Raw genomic sequence first — 20522 nt, 5'->3', positions numbered from 1 at the left:
GGTGATCATGGCTGAAAATTGGTGGAAGAGAATGAGCAGGAGCAAGAGCAGGACTAGGTGGAAGGGGTGCCGTACACGCTGATTTCCAGGTAGTGATTGACATCGTGGCCCTTGCCTCCGTTGCTGTAGAATCTGAGATAGCGCCCCTTCGCGTTGCAGCCGTCGATGAGCCGGCCGTTGCTGGTCTCGACGTAATTGGGGTCCGGTCCCGCGCCGAGGTGGGAGGAGTTGTCGTGATCATTGTTGAAGAGGGTCTGCACGCCCTTCTCGAACTTGGAATCGTCACTCACCTGCACGACCACGTCATAGAAGACGGCCATGTGCCGGTGGTAGTGCCAGAGCAGCACCTTCCAGATCTGATGGCTGGCACCGAGATCGATCTGCACCCACTGGAGGCCGGAAGCGAGCTGCACATCAGTCCCCTCCACACCATCTGCATTGCCATCCGTGATGAAGGACAACTCGCCTGCCACGGGCGCAGGATCTGATGAGGTGACAGTGGCTCCGCGGCTCACCAGCGAGCCGCCCTTCGGGATGAGAAAGGTGCGGCACTTCTTCAGCTTCTCGTAGTCTGCCAGCTCGAAATTGGGGATGCCGTCTTCATGCGTGAATCCGATGCCGACGTACATGGGCTTGGGATACGTGGGCTTCACTTCCTCCAGTTGATCCTGTGAAAAACCCTTGGGCAGGGCGAGTGGATCGTTGGGTGTGGGTTTTGCGTCCGCGACCGTAGTTGTTGTTGGCGCCGTCGTCGCTGGAGGTTTGGGCGTCGGCACGGGGTCCGGAGAGGGCACCGGGGTGGCGGGGGCGGCGGCAGCACTGGTGGAGGACTTCAGCGGCGTGCCGTACACCTGGGCCTCGATGTAGTGATTCATCTCATTGGCGGTGTTTCCGTTGCTGTAGAATCGGATGTAGCGTCCCTTGGAACCGGAGCCGTCGATGAGTCTGCCGTGGAACGTTCCCACATAGACGGGGTCTGGTCCCTTGCCGAGCTTGGCGGAGTTGTCGTGGTCATTGTTGAAGATGGTCTGCACGCCCTTCTCGAACTTGGGGTCATCACTCACCTGCACGATCACATCAAAGTATGCCGAAGCCTGCTTGTGGAAGTGCCACAGCAGCACCTTCCAGATCTGATGGCTGGCACCGAGATCGATCTGCACCCACTGGAGGCCGGGAGCCAGCTCCACGTAGCAGCCGTCCGCGCCATCCGCATCGCCATCCGTCACGAGGTCGAGGGTGCCGATGAGGGGACGCGGGTCAGAGGAGGTCACCTTTTTTCCCTTCGCGACTTCGGTGGCACCTTTGGGAACGAGGAACGTCATCCGCTTCCGGGCTGCTTCCGGGTCTACCTTTTCGAGATTTGGGATCTCACCGGTGGGCACAGGCGTGCCGATGAACATTGCCTTCGGATAGCTGGGTATCAATTCCACGAGTTGCTCGCGGCTCATGCCCTTGGGGATGGCCAGGGGATTGTTGGGAGTGGCGGCTTTCTTCGCCGCTTCTTCCGCGGTGAGAGCGCCGGGTTTGGGAGGAGTTGGGTAGAGCTCGGTGGAGGGACTCTGTGACGCAGGTGCCACAGGAGCAGGAGCAGGAGCAGGAGCAGGAGCAGGAGCAGGAGCAGGAGCAGGAGCAGGAGCAGGAGCAGGAGATAATGACTGCGCAGCGGGTGCGGAAACCACAGCCGGCTTCATTTGTTCCTCGACCTTCAGTCCGGCCACCAGCACTTCGGAGTAGTGATTCTTGTCCTCCTCCGAATTTCCACGGCTGTAGAGGCGCACATAGCGGGCGAAGATGCCGTGGCCCTCGATCAACAGGCCGTGGTTCGTCTCCAGATAGGCGGGGTCGCTCCCCTTCCCCAGTTTCGCGGAGTCATCATGGTCGTTGTTGAAGAGCGTGAGGACCTCCTTCTTGAAATCCGGGTCGGAGCTGACCTGCACCACGACATCATGATACACCCGCCGGTCGTAGTCGAACCGGTGCCAGGCCAGTATCTTGAAGATCTGATGCATGGCACCGAGGTCGATCTGCACCCACTGCAGCCCACCGGGCAGCTCCAGCATGTCGGATAATTCCGCGGTGCGGTTGGTCACCCGCGAGAGTTCCTCGGGCTTGATGGACGGCACCGAGCACGTCACCGGCTTCTTCACGGAGACCATGGAGGCCTTTGCGGGAACCTTGAAGGACAGCCGCGCCTTGATGGCCTCGGCGTCGGGCTTCTGAAAATGCGGGAAGATCTTGGGGTCCACATTGAACGGTGCGCTGAAGGCGGCCAGCTCAGGCTTCGGATATTCCGGAGTCATGATTCTGGTGCCATCACCAGAGTCCGGCTGCACTGACGCGGCTTTCGGCGCGGGCGCGGATGCGGCCACAGGCGCAGCGCCATCCACCGGCGTGCCAAAGACCATGGCTTCCGTGAAACGGTTCACCTCCCCGTCCGAGCTTCCATTGGTGTAGAAGCGCAGATAGCGCGCCTTCACGCCGCTGCAGCCCAAAATCCTGCCGCAGATGACATCCAAAAAGGCAGTGTCAGACCCCCGCCCCATGCCAGAGGAGTCGTCATGATCGCTGTTGAAAATCGTGGTGACATCCCGGGTGAAATCCTTGTCATCGCTCACCTGCACAATCACATCCGCCGCAGCAATGTACTCCTGGGGATACAGCCACAGGACGAGCTGCCAGATGTAGTGCTGCGCGCCGAGGTCGATCTGCAACCACTGCTGCCCTTTGGGAAGCTCGATGTAAGACTTGCTGTCCGTGATGTTATCCACGAACGCCGAAAACTCGCTGCGATTGGAAGGCTTGGCGGAACCAGTCACCTTCTTGCCATGCGAGACGACCGTGGCTCCCTTGGGATGCATGACCGCGATGGAAATCGTGTCCTTCGGGCCGTGCTGGGAAAGTCGCCGCAGGTGGGGAAACTTCTCCGGGGAGATGGGCTTGGGAACAAGCTGCGGAACGTTTTTGTAACTCATCCACGTCCACTCCATGTCTGCGGACTCGAACCCAGGTGGAACGACGTTAGGCTCGCTCGTCCTGCTCGTCGCAGCACTGGGCCTCACCTTCGGCGCATCCACCGGCGTGCCGAAGACCATGGCTTCCTGAAATTCGTTACCCTCGTTGTACGAATTTCCCTGGCTGTAGAAGCGGATATAGCGCCCCTGCGCGCCGGCGCCATCCATGAGCCAGCCGTAGTTGGTCTCCACATAGGCTGTATCCGGCCCCGCTCCAAGTCCTGAGGAGTTGTCGTGATCATTGTTGAAAATGGTCTTCACCTCCTTCTTGAAATCCGGGTCATCCGAAACCTGGACGACCACATCATGAAATACCACGGACATGCGATGGTCGTGCCAGAGCAGCACTTTCCAGATATGGTGCCTCTCCCCCAGGTCGATCTGTACCCACTGGAGCCCCCCGATGAGCGTCACACCTTCGCGGAAGGCGTTCTTTGCGCTGCCATCGGTGGGATCGGTATACACACCCCAACGGGGATCCGTGGATACAAGGACAGGTTTCTTCAAGGCAACATTGGTCGTTCCTTTCGGCACCAGAAATGTGAGGCGCTTCTTTACGCTTTCCGCATCGCACAGATCCAGGCGTGGAAGGTCGAGGGTGCCCTTGACACGCAGAGTTCCGTCCGAAATGACCTCGGGATACTCCACTTTCATTTCGATGAGGTCCTCCTTTGCAACACCCTTAGGCAAGGCCAGCGGATCGTTCTCTCCGGGCTTACGGGAGGAAGATTCCGCAGGCGGGTCCTTCCGCATCACTTCCTGGAGCCAGCCCACGGGGAGCGTGATTTTGCGTGAGCCGAGCTGCCACTCCACGGACTCGCTCACGAGTTCGCCCTGCATCTTCGCACCGGAGCGCAGTTCGATGTTGGCGACGTTGCCATTGGCAGCATCGAAGCTCATGCGCAGGATGTCCTCCGTCTTGAGTTCCACTTCATTTCCCCCAGTGCGCAGGCTCAGGGCGGGGCTGGCGATGGTGCCCACGAGCAGGGAGCCATCCCGCAGCCAGCAGTAGCGTGGGGGCGGCTCGGTCTTGGCTTTGTCCTTGTCCGTGGCATTGGCAGTACCCTTGTCACCAGCGCCGGCATTGGAATCTGGCAGGGCCATTTGCCGGGCGAGGAGTTCTGTCGCGCCGAAGCGGACGAGCTCGGCGGTGCGCACCTGGGTGGGGACAACGCTCCCGTCCGCACCCAGCACTTGAAGTGCCAGCGCCGGCTGCCGTGCGACGCCGTGGATGCGGCTGCCATCGGCCAGGACAGTGATGAGATTGAAGGGCGGCTCGGCCCGGCGCTCCAGGGACCAGATTTCATTCGTGTAAAGGGACAGGCTGCCGAACACGGTGACGAGCTGCACCTCAGGGCCCCAATTAGCGCCTTCCAGAACTCCGAGCCAGTGCAGCGCGCCATTCCGCAGCTCGGCAAAGGCCACAGCGCCGGGCGGCACCTTGCCATCCGCCGAAGTCACGCGCATGAGCAGCAGCTCGAGCGCATCCGCATCCAGCGTGAGCTCTCCCAGTTCACCCGTAAGGCGGCAATCCTTCAGGGAGGCGCGCCCGGTGAGCACGGCGCCATTCCGCAGGTACACGCGGTGCTCCCGGCCACGCCCGCCACCACCACGGATGCCGGCGATGTCTGCCAGCGGTATCTCGATGGCACTATCATCCTTGTCATTCCCGCTGCCACCACCGCTCTTTCTCAACTGCACGGCGGAGCCGGTCAGGGTGCCGCTGAACTGTTCATCCTTGCCCATCCAGAGCAGGTCCTTCGCACCGCGCGAAACGGAAAGCTTACCGCACAGCTCCTCCAGGTGGATGAGACGTCCGGATGCCAGGGCGGAGGTGGTCTCTGCGGTGGGGGCAGAGGCCTTGAGCGATTCCGGCGTGAAGTTCACCACGAGCGGCGCGATGTCCGGAGGCACCATGGGGTCGATGAGGCGGCCATCCTTCCAGAAGAGGTCGCTGGTGCGCTCGATCTTCACACTCTTATCCTGACCGGCGACGGCCACCCAGTGCAGCAGGGCGATTTTGCCATTCGCAGGGATGGTGCCCTCATAGCTGAGGGAGACATTGGAGCTGATGTCCTGCACGCTCACCGGCCAGCGCGCGCCGGACTGCCCCCAGACAAAGAGCGGCAGCGCGGTACTGTCCTGCCGCTCGGCAAAGATGAGCGCGGTGACGGTGTCATCCGGCACGCCATTGCCGTACTCGCGGGATTCGCCGGCCTGATTCAGCACCCCACCGAAGCGCGTGCCGCCGCGCTCGCTGAGATAGGTCTGGTAGTCGATGCGGAAGGAGCGCTCCTGCGACTCGGAATTCGTGAAGACATCCAGAATGCGCACCGCGCGGCGCTTCGGGTCCAGGCGCATGTAGCGCACCACGCTCACGGGCTTCACCGGGTACTCTGCCTGGAACTCGACCTTCGTGTCGATGGGCTTCCGCTCCGTGTCGTTGTTGTTGCTGCCGCTGTTGCTGCCCGACTTCTGGCTGGATGATGAGGAGGAGGAAGATTGGCGGTCCGAGCTCCAGGTCGGGCTCAAGGAGCGGCCGTCGAGGCGGATCTGAAACAGGGAACCGAGCGAGAGATTGCGCGAGCGGAAGCCCTGGGAATCCCGCACGCTCCATTCTTGATCTGCTGCCGGTGAGGTCTGTGCAGACAGGTGTCCTTCGGGAGCCAGAAATGCCAGTGATACCAACACCCATGCCGCCAGAACCATGAGCCGTCTTGTGGAGATCCATCCACGCCGGAAGATGCGCATAACACGCAGCCTAACGGGTGATGTGACGGGAGAAAACAGAAAAAGTGCGGACCAGCAGAGGGCAAAGCACCAGCTTCACTCTGCCAGTGGCCCCACTGTCCCGTCCTCCTCCACTGCTGCCACGCCTTTCAACCGGCTTAGCCTTGCGAAGTCCTTCCTCTCGCAGGCGCCTGCGAGGAGACCAGCGGCTTCCAGGGACATCTTGCCCGAGTGGGGCCGGAATCCAGCCTCAATCAGCGCCTCGCGAACGCCTGCAACATCCGCAGCAGCAGCGAGAGTAATGATGACGCGCATCAACTCGGCACCGTCACCACTCCCCTCCCGAGGTCCGCGGTGCTGCCGCGCGGTCTTGCGCTGCGCTCCATGTGATCCCATAGGTCCAACGAGGTGTAGTCCTGATACTTCTGAAGATAGAGGGCCGCCACGCCCGCCACGTGCGGCGCCGCACAACTGGTACCGGTCATCCTACCATACAGTTTCTTACCCGGGACGGAAGATTTGATCCCGACGCCAGGAGCTGACATGTCGACGAGGCCGACTTCATCCGTTTGCCCAGAACTAAAGTCAGCCACGGTGCCAGAGTTGTCGCAAGCGGCCACAGCCATGAAGGATGGACAAGCCGCAGGATTGGAAAGCGGCAGGACCATTCCTGAACTGCGGTTGCTCGAGTTTCCCGCCGCGGCCACCAGGAGCACATCCTGCTTCTTGTAGGCGAGGTACTCGGCCACTCGCTGGTAGGCGATGGACCAGTTTTCACCCGTCTTGCGCGGGCTGCCGAGGCTCAGGGAAATGATGCGCGCACCCTGGGTCGCTGCCCAGAGGATGCCTGAAAGGATGTCCGAGTCGTAGCCGATGCCGTCATCACCGATGACCTTGCCAACAAGCAATTGCACATCTGGCGCGACGCCGTAGCGCGGCCCCACCTTCGGCTCGGCGGCACCTGCGATGATGCCGCAGCAATGGGTCCCATGGCCGATGCGATCCACCACAGGCGTTCCTGGCTGGACGAAATTCTCCACCAATTTAGGGCTCAGCGCCTGTTGCAGATCTGGATGGCGCATGTCCACCCCCGAGTCGAGCACCGCTACGCGGACGCCCTTGCCGGTCCACTTGCTTCCCCGCTCCGGCATTCCCAGCAGCCGGAGTGGTGCGCAGAGCCCCGCGGAATCCCCCACCATATCTCCGGAACCTTTGCCACCCAAGGCGAAGGCCGCACCGTTCTGAGAGTAAAACTCATGGAAGGCAATCATCGCATCCCTCCAGCCCCGGACGTAGCCGCCATCGGCGGACGGCATGGTGCTCCAGGGCCACTTTCTGCGATCCACCTCGCCCCATGGCCAGACTCGGGGCCCGGGATCATCCCACGGCCAATCCCTGCGATCCGGATCTCCCAATGGTTGCATGGGGAAATCTTCCGGATGGAAGTTTCCGAGGATGCTCCGGGGCTCATTTTCCACCACCGCAAGCACATCGGAATGTTTCCCCAGACTGTCTGCGTCCACCTTGCTGAGATCCACAGCTGCGATCTGGAACTCAGGATACACCAACTGGGCGGCTGAGCTCGCCGTGCGCTTGCGGATGCATTGGACTCCCGTGTCCTTGTCCTCCTGTGCGGCGGGCATCTTGGCGAAGGACTTGGTGGCAGCGCGCAGCACGGTAGCTGGCTTGGCCCCCTGCTCAAAGATGACCAGGAAACCCGGTTTCAGGGGGCGCTTGGCGTTGGGACTGCCGTCTGACTTGTTTGATCTGGCCATGACTTAGGAAGGGTTATTTGGGTTGGGCATCTGTTCCGGCTTTGCCTGGGCCACCTGCGGCATTCACGGTGGCTGCAGAAGATGTACCTGTGGCCTTTGGCGCCGGGACGCCGATTTCAATCTGCGCCTTGGTCAGGGACATGTTCCCCAGGGACTCCGTGAGCCCTGCGGCGAGACGCTCCGCGCCGGTCGGTTTCTTTTCCTCAGCAGGTTCCTTGGCGGCTTGGGCGACGGTTGCGGCGTCTAGCGGTGATCTGGGACGAAACTTGACTTTGTGGGCCTCATTCGCCACAACACTTTGAGACGTTGCGACCACCACGTCGCCTTCGATTAAAATATCACGTTGCGAGAGGCGGTCCAAAACCGCAATCCAATGCGCCACCAGAGGCTCATTCTCGTTCAGTACTGCGCGTGTGGCTGGCAGGCAATTAACGGCGAAGCCCTGGAGATTTATGGCATATGGCCGATACTCGGCGAGACTAGGCGCTCCAAAGACGAGCAGCAGTTGCGTTATTTCCTTCTCGGAAGCTTCCAACTTTGCTTTTGCGCCTGGAGAAACCGCATCCCCTTCAAGTCCAGCCTTGATGGCAGCACTGAGACGCGTGGCCGCCATGGATAGCAGTGACAGCTCCGGCGGCCCCTCTGCAGCGGCGACGGTATTCTTACCTGCAAAGCCAGCCCATGGCGGGACTTCCACGATGAGGGCCTTCGGGGTGGTGAGCAGAATGGTGCAGGCGCGGCCCCCCACCGTCACGTGCTTCACCGTGGCAGCTCCAGAGACATCGGTGAAGCCATCCCCTTCAATGGTGAGAATCGTCTTGGCATAAAGGAAGCCCTCCTTGGGACTGACCTTGCTCACTGCAAGTTGCTCGGGTTTGATAGTGTCCCTCGCATGGGTGGAGAAATTCACAATCTTCTCGATTTTGAGCCCATGGATCTGCACGCTTAGATTGGCGTTGGTCATCGTGGCCAGCACAGCGGCTGCCTCCTTGCTCCCGACCCTGGCCTCGATCACGCCATCGCCGGCACTTTCCACAGAATAAGGCACCCCATCCACCGCAACAGAGATGTCTTCACACGCATATTTAAGGTTTTTTCCAAATATTTTCAGTTTATATGCAGTCACTGCCGCAGTGCCGCCGCCCGCGCTCTCAGCAGTAAGGACCGCGTTCGAAATGACGTGAACGGGCTTGGGAATGGTTTGAGTTTTTGTGCTGCCCGTCAGCAAAGTCTCAATCGCGCCATATCTAGATTTCACGACATCCAGACTCAGCTTTAGGTCTTCTGGCATTCTGCCGCCAAAAATGGCAGCTATGGAAACGGCGGTGCCAAAGACGTTGTCCAGTCTGCGAACCTGCGCCAAGATATCCACCGCGCTTGAGCGTTCGCCTTTCAGGTGTCCGTACCAGATAGGAGTCCAGATACGTTTGAGATAGTGTGGATATTCAACACGGATCCAGCGGGTGGATGTTTTCAATTTAATGCCCTTGAACTTTTCAAGTTCCTCTGGTTCACAGACCAAAAGGACCAGCGCCGGAACGCTTCTCGCATGCAGGATCCGACCGGGCTTGGTTCTCATGCTTGCTGGATTTGCCAGAGCCTGAATGGTAGGATCAAATCGGAATGTCACCTGCGTCCCGTCCGAGCTGGGAATAAGGGTGGGAAGCGGGGAACGAGTGGCTATATCTTGCTCGATGCGCTTCATGTATCGCACAAGGAGGTCCCCTGCCGCCGTCTGACCAGCGGCGCCATACTTGGCGGCCAGATCCATGAGCAGCTCAAACTGCCGCCTCGCACTGTATCCGAGATCCATCGTCTGTGCTTCTACTACTGGGAAAACGCCAAAAACCATGGGCTGACTATGCTTACCAGTATCCGGAGGACCGCCTGCGTATTCCGGCCTCACCTGCACTTCGCAAATGTAGTCCTCTCGCGTGCGCCATCCAGGAGCTACATCCACGTTGGTCACACCAAGAAACACACGACGGTTGGCCGGCAGGAATCCCGGGTTCGCCAGGAATTTAAGCAAATTTTCCGTGACGGCAGTGGAAGCCGCGATCTTCACTACATCTGATTCAGACAACTGCATCCCACCAAAGGGCTTGCTCTCGAGTGTGTTCCCGTCGGCATCCTTGGGTGTTGCGGATCCACCGGGTAGCAGGCTGAGATTTGCCAGGGGCTTGCTGAAACCAGTCGCCGCTGGCTTCCCATCCGCGTCAACTACAAAGGGATTATTCAAAGCACTCCGTTTTTCCCAAGCAGTCAACTCCCTGGGCTCCAACTTGCCGTCTGCCCCCGTGGGCGCATACCTGGGATCCGGCACTCCGGTTATGGTACCTTGGGTCGCTCCGTTGTCTGTGCCAGTTTCAAAGAGTGGGTTCAATGACATACCCGAATCGGCGACATCGGGCTTCTGGGGTGTCTGGCCATCTTTCGCTTCTCCGGTTGTAGCAGCGGACGTAGCAGGAGTAGTAGCGGCGGCGGTTTCACCTTCACCTTCTCCCTCTCCTTCAGCTGGCGCAGTGCCAGGCAGGGGCAACACCATTGCCTTCTCCTGCTCCAGGAGCTTTTGCGCCCTCAAGAGGCGGATCTCACTGTTGATATCCTCCACCTTCCGCCCCGCCTGCAACCGGTCCAAATTGAACTCCTGCTTGCGCTGCTGAAGAAGCTGGCCCGGCGCGTTCAACTTATCCACGCCAATGCCGCCACTGAATTGAATGCCCAGTGATCTGGCGTCAGAAAGCATGGCTCCGCCCTGAACTTTCTGCCGGATGTTGTTCTCAAAGGTGGTGTATCGACTACCTGTCTCCCCTGGGTTAAACCCAAAGATTCCCTCATCCGGACGGTCCCGAACGACTGGCTCCTCTGGGATCAAAAGGAATTCGCTGGCGGACGCATGCCCCCATTCCTCAAGGTACTTTTCCACCCGATCGAGTTGTTCCACCGCGTCTTTTATGAGCAAGTCAGCCTGCTGGAGTTGCTTCGCTGAGGGTGTCCTCTCTGCGTAGCCCGAGGATGGCCTCTCGTCACCAGCCAGGACCTGACCACAAATGGCAATACCTGCAATCGCACCCAACCACCGCTCAAATCTAATCATGCCGTGGTATAAAAAGCCCCATCATGGTCTGCAACAACTTTTTTACCAAACCACAATAAAACCGGCAATCCATCCACTGTCACCTGCCCAAAACTGGGCAAATACCCTGATGGCAAAAGGAACCCCCTCAAGCAATCTCCATGCCACTCCTCGCGTCCCTCCGGGGCGGTCTCTAGTTACTGTCCACACCCAGGGTGTCGGTCGCACGCTTCGTACACGTGCGTCAGGTTAACAACGCTGGAACGCCATCGGCACGTCTCGTGATTTGCCCAACGCGAAACGGCCAGGAGCGTTCATAAACCAGCTCACCTTGTGCGAAGCGCCGTGAGGTGTGAAACAAGCACTGCCGCGCGCCATGCGCAGACACAACACCTACGGATGAAGCCGTAGCTACCTTGGAAGAGGCGCAACTGGCGCGAGGTGTTGTGACGGCTCTACGCGAGTTCGTCTTTGCCGCGCTCTTTCAACTCATCGGAATCGGGGGCGCAGGCGTCGTGGATGATTTCGTGCTCGTGATCCACGCCGGCGGTCCAGGAGGGTGGGTCACTGGCGGGGAAGGATTCAAGCATGGCTTCATCGACGCGCTCCTGGTCGGAGACGTGGTGATGGGAGCCGTGAGAGTCTTTTTCTGTTTCGATGTCTGTTTCTTTTTCCTTCATGGCGCTCGGGAGGGTGGTGATGGGATTTGAGATTTGAGAGATGGAAATTCGAATGCGCGCGGCTCGGGTTGCCTCAGCTCACCACGTCATCGTTTGGCATTGCCTCACTTGGAATCTGGACCGGGATGCTCTTGCGTTTTCTCCTGCTCCCGCTCAGGCTCTGTTCCTGACGAGGACGAGGACTCGGTACCGGTCGGTGGAAGTGGGAGGTCATTGGGGTCCAGGGCGAGCGAGTGCTCAGGCTGGGACTTCGGGGGCTCGGTGGCGGCAACGTCCGCGGGGATGGGTCCGGGGGGGCCAGCAGGGGGGATGATGAGGCGTTTCATGGGGGAAGGGGTTATCCATGAATCGCAGGCGGGGGTTACACTGGCGGGGGGCGGCGCTTCAAGGTGCGGGGGATATGCCTTTCGTGGTGATCGATGACGCCGAGTCGAAGCCATTCCGCGAGCTACGCCCTGCAAGGCAAACGTCCTTCCACCAAGAGGCGGTAGGGATGCGCTCCTGCGCGTCCGAATTCTTCGTGGGCGGAGGTGGAGCGGAGCTGCGGTGCCAAACGGCCTCGCCGCGTGGCATCTCCCACCACCTCCGCCCGCGATCGACGGACGCGCAGGAGCGCATCCCTACCGTCCCTTTTGGGTTGAGGGACGCTGCCATTCAGGGCGAATGGTGCCTCTGAGGCTCGGGCTCGGGTGTGGATGCGTTTCGACGATGAACTCGCATGTGATCACTGCTGGATGAGTTGCGAGTAATCTTAAAGCCGGGAACCCCGCCGCCGACCACCAGGACTTAGACAGGAGCCCCCCAAAGAAGAGCCATCCCGCATTTTGCACTTCATTTTTGTCACAATCTCCCCTCCCCCCACATGCAGGGTTTGCAATCCACGGAGGCTTCATTACTGTCTGCCCCCGCGCTTCAAGTTTAAGCCTCAGCCTCAAGTCCCACCCACTTTTCGCCCATCCCAGTTTTGCCTGCCCCGTTCCTCAACTCCCTCCCCATCGTGGATCTTGGCCATGGTGTCCGCTTCGATGGTGTCCAGCCGGTGTTCATTCTCGGCCCGTGTGTGATTGAAAGTGAGGACTTCGTGTGGGACATGGCACGCCGCATCAAGGCGATTGCCGATGAGCTGGGCCTGCGCTGGGTCTTCAAGGCGAGCTATGACAAGGCGAACCGCACCTCGGGCAAGAGCTACCGGGGCATGAGTTTGGAAGAGGGTTGCGGGATTCTCGCCGCCATCGGCAAAGAGCTGGGCGTGCCCGTGACGACGGATGTGCACAGCCCCGAGGAGGCCACGCGCGCGGCGGAGTGGATCGATTTTCTCCAAATCCCCGCCTTCCTCTGCCGTCAGACGGACCTCATCGAGGCGGCCGGACGTACGGGCCGCGCGGTGAATGTGAAGAAGGGCCAGTTCCTGGCGCCCTGGGATGTGAAAAACATTGGAGACAAATTGCTCTCCGTGGGGTGTACTAATTTCGTATTCACTGAACGTGGAACTACGTTCGGATATCAAAACCTCGTCGCCGACATGAGGTCACTCTACTGGATGCGGGAACTGGGCTACCGTGTGGTGATGGACGCCACACACTCGGTGCAGCGTCCCGGGGGCCAGGGCACCACGACGGGTGGCGATGGCAAGCTGGCGCCGGTGCTGGCTCGCGCCGCAGTCGCCGCTGGGGTGGACGGTGTTTTCATTGAAACGCATGTGGACCCTTCCAAGGCACTGAGCGATGGTCCTAATCAGATCCCGGTGTCCGATCTAAAGGGTCTGCTCAGCCAGTTGTTGCGCATCCACGAAATCGCGAAAGAGTAACGCTGATGGTGATGTCCCGCTCAAGCATCCTCCAGAGACACCTCCGACTGGCCACGACGCTGCTCCTGCTCGTGCTGGGCGGCATGTGGATCTCGGCCCCCGTCGCCACCATGGCGCAGAAGCCCACCGCCGAGGGGAAGAAAGAAGGCAAGGGCAAGGGCAAGGCCAAAGCGGAGGACGGGGAGAAACCCAAGGAAGCCGCTGCCAGCGCCGCCACCGCCCAAGGTCCCGCGGTGCCCACGACCGGGCTGTACGCCTTTGGCAAGATGCTGCCCCTGGGCCAGGCCCACAGGGACATGGAGATTCCCAGTTTCAAAAACGGGGCGCCGTCGAGCATGCTGCAGGCGAAGACGATGACGCGCACCGATGAAGAAAACATGTTCCTGGAGCAGATGAACATCTGGATGTACGGCCCTCCCGGGGAGGCTGACAAGGACCTGCGCGTGCAGCTCCGCACAGCGATCTACCACATGCCGAGCAACATCATCGCCAGTGAAGAGCGCTCGCGGATCACACGCTCGGATTTTGATTTGCAAGGAGACAGCCTCATCTTCGACACGGCCTCGGGCCAGGGGAAGATGGTGGGCAATGTGACGATGGTCCTGCATGACGCATCTTCCCTGACCAAGGCCGCCTCCGGCACCGGCGAACCCCCTGCGACCGGAACCAAGGAGGGCACAGAGAAGACCAAGAAGGAGGAGACTGAGAAAGACTCCACTTCGTGGTCCGCGCCGCCCTCTTCATCCCCTGCCGGCAGTGCTCCTGCTCCGGCAGCCACCACGCCTGCCACGGCCACTGCGGTGAAGCCGGGCGCGGGCGCATCCCCGACGAAGCCCAAGAAGTAAGCGAGATGAAACTGACTTTGATCACCACCTGCTGCGTGCTCGCGGCGGCGTCACAGGCACTCGGCCAGGCCGGGCGCAATGGATTTCCCACCGCCCGCCCGCGTGATGGGGTGAAGGCCTCGCAGGAAGCAGCCCGGGTGCTGGAGCAGGCAAAGGCCGGCAACATGGCGGAACTGCAGCGTCGCGCGCAGGAGCTGCCCCAGGCGGAGCGGGCAGAGTCCCTGCTGGCCCAGGCCCAGGCGAATGGCGCCACCAAGCCCTCCTACGCGGAGAAGACACAGGCTGCGGAGAATAGCGCCCGTCTCGACTCGGCCATGAACCGCGTCTCCCCGGAGGGCAAGGCGCTCCTCGCCCAGAGCAATGCCTCCCCCGCCATGCGCGCTCCTGATGAAGCGCCGGTGGCCCGCACCGCGGTGAAGGCCTCCCCCCTGACTACGGCCGGTGGTGGACCGAAGCCCCAACCTCTGAAACCCACGCCTCTGGCTGAAAAGCCCAAGACCCCACCGCAGGAGACGGTGATCAACTCGGAGAGCTCCTTCTTCGACTCCCGTCAGGGATTCGGTGTCTTTGTGGAGAACGTGGTGGTGAAAGATCCCCGGTTCCACCTGACCTGTGATGAACTGCAAGTCTTCATGAAAAAGGAGCCGCAGGAGAAGGGCCCGGACGGCAAGCCAATCGCCAAGGAAGCAACTCCCCCACCCGCCAAGCAGCCCACCGCAGGTGAACTCCTCGCCAGTGGCGCTGCGGACAAGCCCGCCTCTGCATCCGACAAGAAAGACGCCGAGGGTGCTGGAAACAGCAGCCTGGACCGCGCCATTGCCAAGGGCCGCCGCGTAGTCATCAACAAGATGTCTGACAAGGGCGAGCTGCAGACCGGCGTCGGCCGTGAGGCGGACTACGACGGCAAGACTGGCGATATGATCCTGCGTGGCTGGCCGCAGATCCAAGAGGGGCGCAACCTCACGGTGGCCACCTCGCCTTCCACCTATTTCCTGATCAAGGCGAACGGCCAGTTCAAGTCCTTTGGTCCGAATGAGGTCCGCCTGATCAATGAAGATGAGAAGAAAGGCCCGAAAGGTGCTTCTGTAGGCGCGGCCACTCCGGTGGCACCCGGAGGCGGGCCCGCTCCCACATTGAATAATCGTACTCAAGGAGGCCAGCAGTAGTGAGGAAGAAAGTACGCAAGCAACGCCCCCTGGAAGGAGAGGGCGCTCCCCAGCAGTATTCGCAAGCACCGGAGCAGCAGTCTGATTTGCACTCCTCTGCCCCCAATTTCACCGAGGAGGAGGAGGTCGTGGCCGCCAATGCCGCTGCCCCTTCCAAGCGCCGACAGCAGACCATGCCCTCGAACTCCCAGGACGATTTCTTTGCCCGTCAGCAGGAAGCCAATCAACACGCTCAGGACGGGGAAACCCTGCTCTACACGCGTGGACTGAAGAAGGTATACGATGGCCGAGCCGTGGTGAACGGCGTGGACATCGAGGTGAAGCGTGGCGAAATCGTGGGCCTGCTGGGCCCCAACGGCGCCGGCAAGACGACCTCCTTCTACATGATCGTGGGACTGGTCCAGCCGAATGGCGGCCAGGTCTTTTTCAACGGTCTGGATACGACTGCCGAGCCGATGTACAAGCGCGCGCGCCTAGGCATGGGCTACCTGCCGCAGGAAGAGTCCATCTTCCGCAAACTCACCGTCCGGGAGAACATTCTCGCGGTCATGGAGACGCAAAACTTCACCCCGCATGAGCGCGCCACCCAGTGCCAGCAGCTCATGGAGAAGTTCGGCATCGACCATGTGGCGGACAATCTGGCCCTGACCCTCTCCGGGGGTGAGAAGCGCCGCCTGACGATTGCCCGCTCATTAGTTTCAGAACCAAAGCTGATCATGCTGGACGAACCCTTCTCCGGCGTGGATCCTTTGGCTGTGGAGGATATTCAGAAAATCATCCTGATGCTCAAAAGCGTGGGACTGGCCATTCTCATCACTGACCACAATGTGCGCGAGACGCTCGGCATCGTCGATCGCGCGTATTTGATTCATGAAGGACGCGTGCTCCTGCACGGCACACGCGAATACATTGTAGAACATCCGCTCGCCAAGGAACGATACCTTGGTGAAAACTTCCGCATGTGACGCGCAGCTCATCGCAAGCCGCCCGCCACCCAACGCAAGCGCACGAACGCAAGCAAACGCCAAGCCAAGCATAGCCCAAGCACGCACGGACACGAACCGCACCGCACAGCAGAAGCACGCACACGCCTAAAATTCGTTAACTTCACGCGCATCAATTTTGAGGTAAAACCAACCAAGGAGGAAAACCATGCAAGTGCACAATATCAACCTGCCCATCACCGTCACCGGACGTCACATCAACGTGACAGAAGCCATGCGTGACTACGCGCAGCGAAAAGTCGAGAACCTCCACCTCGACTACCCTCGCATCATCGACGCCAAGGTGATTCTCGACGTGGAAAACAAGGAGCGCCAGAAGGCGGAAATCATTCTGCACTGTGCGAACCACATCACCATTGAGGTGGACACGACCACGGGCGACATCTATTCCGCCATCGACGAGAGCGTGAGCAAGATCGCGCGCCGCATGCGCAAGTTCAAGACGCGCCTCCTCAAGAGCCACCACCGGCCGAGGCTGGGCTCCATCAAGCACATCCAGGAGCAGGTCTTCACGGAGGAGTCCATGCACACGGGAGCGGAGCATGACGACATCGAGCCAGTGATCATCCACCGCGAGAACTTCCGCATGAAGCCCCTCTTCCCGGATGAGGCCATCATGGACCTGGAGCTCAGCGACCGGCCCTTCGTCCTCTTCCACAATGCGAAGAACAACGGCAAGCTGGCCATCCTCTTCCGTCGCAAGGACGGCGAGTACGGCATGGTGGAGCCCGAGATGAACGGGCACGTGGCAGCGTAAGGACTCGAAACGACAGGATCGAATAGAGGCTTTGCCTTTGTCCAATTCACGCGGCGGCAGCGGTCTGAACCCTGCCGCCGCGTTGTTTTTCAGGATGGCGGGCTTTGACAGAAGAGAAATCATCAGTAATACTGACCATCATGGGTGCCGAGCTTTGTGACCTGATGTTCCGCCTGCCAGAAGGGGCGGAGCGTGAACCCCTGCCCGAGGGCCTGACCCGCTACACGGGCTTCCTCGTGGCCAAAGCCCACCAGCGGCTCTGGACCCTCTTCGGTGACGAGTGCAAAAAGCTCGGCCTCGACGTGATGTGCGGCGGCGTGCTGTGGCTGCTGGGCGAGGAAGGCTCCATGTCCCAGCAACAGCTCGGCCGCAAACTGCGCATCGACCGCACCACCATGGTGAAGATGGTGGACATGCTGGAGAAGGGCAAACTGGCCCGCCGCAAGGACCACCCCGAAGACCGCCGGGTGTACCTCGTGGAGATCACCACCACCGGGAAGAAGGTGCTCGCCACCCTGCAGAAGGTGGGAGACCAGATGGAGAAGAAGCTCTTGATAGGATTCACCGAGGACGAGCGCGTGCTCATCCGCCGCGCGCTGCTCACGCTGGCAGGCTAGGGACGCTGAAGTACGTACGGAGGACCGATTGAATCCTATGGGCGACGGAGATCACAGCACGCTGCCGGAAAGGCACCTGGACCTGGATCTCTCATCGCCTCTTGTGAATGCAATCCGGGCACAGGAGGTGGGGTGTGAGGGAGGTGTGGGGCGTGATGCAGGAGATACTTCGAATGCTGGGGCGCATGGTGAAGGCCACCGCGAAGCTCATCATGATGTGATGGGTAGTGAGATACCATGGTATTTTACGGATATTGCCGAGTCGTCTCGTGAGATGACCTGCGCCTATCCGTATGAAGCGACCGTAACGTCCACCACCTTGCGCGCAGCGCCTTGGAGTGCGGTGCGAAGCACCGCTTTGGGAGGCAGCGATGCAAGCCGGACGCGCCATTTGGAGTGCGGGAGCTTGCTCCCGCTTTCGGGAGCAGAGCTTGCTCTGCGTGAAGCTACCAAGGACGCTATGACCCGCCTGGCAGCCTCCAAGGATTCGAGCGACAGACGAGATTCACCCCAACAGTCGCTTCACGGCAGCAAGCTGCCTGCGGGAAAGCGGGAGCAAGCTCCCGCACTCCAAGTCTCCGACCCGCCGCTCCGCCCCCGGAACTCCCCACCAAAGCGGTGCTTCGCACACGCACTCCAAGGCGCTTCGCGCAAGGTGGTGCGTGAGTGGACTGCGTCTGGATCAGGGCTGCGAAGAGACTCACGAGACGCGACCACCACAACGGGGGCAGGAATGCCCCCGATCCTTGGGGGACAACGCGCATCGATAAAGCAGCCGGGCGCTCCAACTCCCATCCGCGCTCACTCACCTGGCAGCACCGCCGGCACCCAGCGCATCGCCTTTCTCCAAGGAGCGGGGGCATTCCTGCCCCCGCAGCGCATCGCCACCTCCCCTACGCGATAACTCCCCTTCCCTCTCCCCCTCTCCGCGTCTTCCCCTCTCCCCCTCTCCGCGTCTTCCCCTCTCCCCCTCTCCCCCTCTCCGCGTCTTCCCCTCTCCCCCTCTCCGCGTCTTCCCCTCTCCCCCTCTCCGCGTCTTCCCCTCTCCCCACCGTCGCACCGCTCACCGTCCCACCGCTCACCGTCCCACCGCTCACCGTCCCACCGATATGTACCGCCTCGCCCTCAAGATGCTCTTCGGTGATACCGCGAAGTATCTCATGCTGGTCTTCGGCATCTTCTTCGCCACGTTTCTCATCGCGCAGCAGGCCTCGGTCTTCTGCGGTCTCATGCGCTGGACCACGGCGACGCTGAAGAATGTGCCCGCGCCCATCTGGGTGGTGGATGAGAAGGTGGAGCAGGTGAATGAAACCAATCCGCTGCGCGATACGGATGTGGCCCGCGTGCGCAGTGTGGACAGCGTGGCGTGGGCCATGCCGCTCTTCTCCGGCATCCAGCGGGTGCGGTTGGAGAACGGCAAGTTCAAGGTCATCCAGCTTCTCGGCATCGACCCCACCACGCTCGCGGGTGCGCCAGCGAAGATGCTCGAAGGCAACCTGGAAGACCTGCGCCTGCCGAACACAGTGATCATCGACGACCTCGCGGTGAGGCGCCTCTCGAAGAATCCCAAGGACAAGAGCACGTGGATCAAGGTGGGCGATGTCTTTGAAATCAATGACATGGAGGCGCGTGTGGTGGGCATCTGCGATGCCATGACCAGCTTCACCGGTGGCCCGTATGTGTGGACCACCTATGAGCGCGCGCTGCAGTACACGCCGGCCTCACGCAAGATGCTCTCCGCCATCATCGCGGCGCCGAAGGAGGGCATCAGTGATGATCAGGTGGCGGAGGACATCCAGAAGGCCACGGGCATGAAGGCGTATGTGAACCATTCCTTCAACTCCTCGCCGTATGACTTCGGCACCTCCACCATCTGGTGGTATGTGCGGAACACCGGCATCCCCATGTCCTTCGGCACCACGGTGATCATCGGTTTCATCGTGGGCATCGCGATTTCCTGCCAGACGTTTTATGCGTTCGTGCTGGACAACATCAAGCACCTCGGCGCGCTCAAGGCGATGGGCACCTCCAGCAGCAAGCTGTGCGGCATGCTCATCCTGCAGGCACTCACGGTGGGCGTCATCGGCTTCGGTATCGGCATGGCCTTCACCGCGCTCTTCGGTTACTTCGGCCTGAAGAATGAGCAGCCGCCCTTTTACATGACGTGGGAGATTCCCGTGTTCTCCCTCGCCATCATCCTTTTCATCTGCATGCTCGCAGCGCTCATCGGCATCTGGCGCGTCAGCCGGTTCGAACCCGCCATGGTCTTCCGAGGATAATGAGTGACACACCTCCCAACCGGGGCGATCACAAAATCGCCGTGCATGCCAAGGGCATCGTGAAGAGCTTCGGCGACGGTGGCTCGAAGCTCACCGTACTCAAGGGCGTGGACTTCGATGCGCGCGATGGCGAGATCATGATGCTGGTGGGCCCCTCCGGCTGTGGGAAGACCACGCTGCTGAGCATCCTCGCCGGGACCTTGCGTGCCGAGCAGGGCAGCATCGAGGTCTTCGGCAAGCAAATCGACAAGCTGAGCAACGGCGTGGTGACGAAGTTCCGCGCGGAGAACATCGGCTTCATCTTCCAGTCCTTCAATCTCATCCCCACGCTGAACTGCGCGGAGAATGTGAGCGTGCCGCTGCTGATTCAAGGCGTGAGCCCACGCAAGGCAGAGGCGAAGGCGCGCGAGGTGCTGGCGCAGGTGGGACTCGGCGAGCGATGGAAGCACCGGCCGAATCAACTCTCCGGCGGCCAGCAGCAGCGCGTGGCGATCGCCCGCGCCCTGGTGCATGAACCGCGCCTGATCATCTGCGATGAACCCACCGCTGCGCTCGATGCCAAGAACGGCGCACTGGTGATGGACCTCTTTGAGAAAATCGCGCGCGTGCCGGGACGTTGCGTGATCATCGTCACGCACGACAATCGCATCTTCTCCCATGCCGACCGCATCGCGCAGATGGATGACGGCCAGATTGTGGAAGTGCACGACGTGGACCGCGCGGTGCCACCGGTGTTTCATCATTAATCCCCTCCCCTTCCCCCAGCCTCTGTTTC

Annotated in this window: 14 protein-coding genes; 8 read left to right on the top strand and 6 right to left on the bottom strand. The window is 60.7% G+C overall.

Features of this window, described 5'->3' with window-relative positions:
* Positions 1-53: 53 nt before the first annotated feature.
* From G5S37_RS32275 to G5S37_RS11115, 6 genes are all read right to left on the bottom strand, one after another.
* Entirely contained in the window at positions 54-5762 is a 5709-nt protein-coding gene (locus G5S37_RS32275; protein WP_206026393.1) for a hypothetical protein, read from the bottom strand.
* Between the two features lie 75 nt (positions 5763-5837).
* Complete coding sequence (locus G5S37_RS11135) at positions 5838-6056, bottom strand: hypothetical protein (protein WP_165203719.1); 219 nt, start codon at positions 6054-6056, stop codon at positions 5838-5840.
* Entirely contained in the window at positions 6056-7516 is a 1461-nt protein-coding gene (locus G5S37_RS11130; protein WP_165203718.1) for a S8 family serine peptidase, read from the bottom strand. The genes G5S37_RS11135 and G5S37_RS11130 overlap by 1 nt, the downstream gene beginning before the upstream one ends.
* A 13-nt stretch (positions 7517-7529) precedes the next feature.
* Positions 7530-9581 carry an IPT/TIG domain-containing protein gene (locus tag G5S37_RS11125; RefSeq protein WP_206026392.1) on the bottom strand — a complete coding sequence of 684 codons (2052 nt, stop codon included), beginning with the start codon at positions 9579-9581 and terminating at the stop codon, positions 7530-7532.
* A 1466-nt stretch (positions 9582-11047) separates the two neighbouring features.
* The gene (locus tag G5S37_RS11120) at positions 11048-11272 is read right to left on the bottom strand and encodes a hypothetical protein (RefSeq protein ID WP_165203714.1); all 225 of its coding nucleotides are present in this window, start codon (positions 11270-11272) and stop codon (positions 11048-11050) included.
* A gap of 104 nt (positions 11273-11376) precedes the next feature.
* Positions 11377-11598, bottom strand: coding sequence for a hypothetical protein (locus G5S37_RS11115; protein ID WP_165203712.1), 222 nt, complete (start codon positions 11596-11598; stop codon positions 11377-11379).
* Positions 11599-12266: 668 nt separating this feature from the next.
* Between G5S37_RS11115 and kdsA the strand changes: the two genes are divergently transcribed.
* The 8 genes from kdsA to G5S37_RS11075 all read left to right on the top strand — a co-directional run bounded on the left by kdsA (position 12267) and on the right by G5S37_RS11075 (position 20493).
* Positions 12267-13079 (top strand): 3-deoxy-8-phosphooctulonate synthase, encoded by an 813-nt coding sequence (gene kdsA, locus G5S37_RS11110; RefSeq protein ID WP_343229935.1) that lies wholly within the window; start codon positions 12267-12269, stop codon positions 13077-13079.
* Between the two features lie 11 nt (positions 13080-13090).
* A complete protein-coding gene (locus G5S37_RS11105) occupies positions 13091-13924 on the top strand; it encodes a hypothetical protein (RefSeq protein WP_165203708.1) in 834 nt (277 codons plus the stop codon).
* Positions 13925-13929: 5 nt separating this feature from the next.
* Positions 13930-15090 (top strand): LptA/OstA family protein, encoded by a 1161-nt coding sequence (locus G5S37_RS11100; RefSeq protein ID WP_165203706.1) that lies wholly within the window; start codon positions 13930-13932, stop codon positions 15088-15090.
* A complete protein-coding gene (lptB, locus tag G5S37_RS11095) occupies positions 15090-16055 on the top strand; it encodes an LPS export ABC transporter ATP-binding protein (RefSeq protein ID WP_240914850.1) in 966 nt (321 codons plus the stop codon). Before G5S37_RS11100 ends, lptB begins: the two co-directional genes overlap by 1 nt.
* A 187-nt stretch (positions 16056-16242) precedes the next feature.
* A complete protein-coding gene (gene raiA / locus G5S37_RS11090) occupies positions 16243-16851 on the top strand; it encodes a ribosome-associated translation inhibitor RaiA (protein WP_165203704.1) in 609 nt (202 codons plus the stop codon).
* Between the two features lie 140 nt (positions 16852-16991).
* A complete protein-coding gene (locus G5S37_RS11085) occupies positions 16992-17468 on the top strand; it encodes a MarR family transcriptional regulator (protein ID WP_165203702.1) in 477 nt (158 codons plus the stop codon).
* A gap of 1109 nt (positions 17469-18577) precedes the next feature.
* The gene (locus G5S37_RS11080) at positions 18578-19747 is read left to right on the top strand and encodes an ABC transporter permease (protein WP_165203700.1); all 1170 of its coding nucleotides are present in this window, start codon (positions 18578-18580) and stop codon (positions 19745-19747) included.
* Positions 19747-20493, top strand: coding sequence for an ABC transporter ATP-binding protein (locus G5S37_RS11075; RefSeq protein WP_165203698.1), 747 nt, complete (start codon positions 19747-19749; stop codon positions 20491-20493). The genes G5S37_RS11080 and G5S37_RS11075 overlap by 1 nt, the downstream gene beginning before the upstream one ends.
* Positions 20494-20522: the final 29 nt, after the last annotated feature.

Origin of the sequence: Roseimicrobium sp. ORNL1, assembly GCF_011044495.1 — a bacterium.
Lineage (GTDB): Bacteria > Verrucomicrobiota > Verrucomicrobiia > Verrucomicrobiales > Verrucomicrobiaceae > Roseimicrobium.
Note: the sequence above shows the minus strand (reverse complement) of the source record. Positions and strands in the feature narration are given on the sequence as shown.

Excerpts from the sequence above, each read along its gene's own strand:
- G5S37_RS32275 (WP_206026393.1), bottom strand. The coding sequence starts at position 5,762 with ATGCGCATCTTCCGGCGTGGATGGATCTCCACAAGACGGCTCATGGTT.
- G5S37_RS11135 (WP_165203719.1), bottom strand. The coding sequence starts at position 6,056 with ATGCGCGTCATCATTACTCTCGCTGCTGCTGCGGATGTTGCAGGCGTT.
- G5S37_RS11130 (WP_165203718.1), bottom strand. The coding sequence starts at position 7,516 with ATGGCCAGATCAAACAAGTCAGACGGCAGTCCCAACGCCAAGCGCCCC.
- G5S37_RS11120 (WP_165203714.1), bottom strand. The coding sequence starts at position 11,272 with ATGAAGGAAAAAGAAACAGACATCGAAACAGAAAAAGACTCTCACGGC.
- G5S37_RS11115 (WP_165203712.1), bottom strand. The coding sequence starts at position 11,598 with ATGAAACGCCTCATCATCCCCCCTGCTGGCCCCCCCGGACCCATCCCC.
- G5S37_RS11105 (WP_165203708.1), top strand. The coding sequence starts at position 13,091 with ATGTCCCGCTCAAGCATCCTCCAGAGACACCTCCGACTGGCCACGACG.
- G5S37_RS11100 (WP_165203706.1), top strand. The coding sequence starts at position 13,930 with ATGAAACTGACTTTGATCACCACCTGCTGCGTGCTCGCGGCGGCGTCA.
- raiA (WP_165203704.1), top strand. The coding sequence starts at position 16,243 with ATGCAAGTGCACAATATCAACCTGCCCATCACCGTCACCGGACGTCAC.
- G5S37_RS11085 (WP_165203702.1), top strand. The coding sequence starts at position 16,992 with ATGGGTGCCGAGCTTTGTGACCTGATGTTCCGCCTGCCAGAAGGGGCG.
- G5S37_RS11080 (WP_165203700.1), top strand. The coding sequence starts at position 18,578 with ATGTACCGCCTCGCCCTCAAGATGCTCTTCGGTGATACCGCGAAGTAT.
- G5S37_RS11075 (WP_165203698.1), top strand. The coding sequence starts at position 19,747 with ATGAGTGACACACCTCCCAACCGGGGCGATCACAAAATCGCCGTGCAT.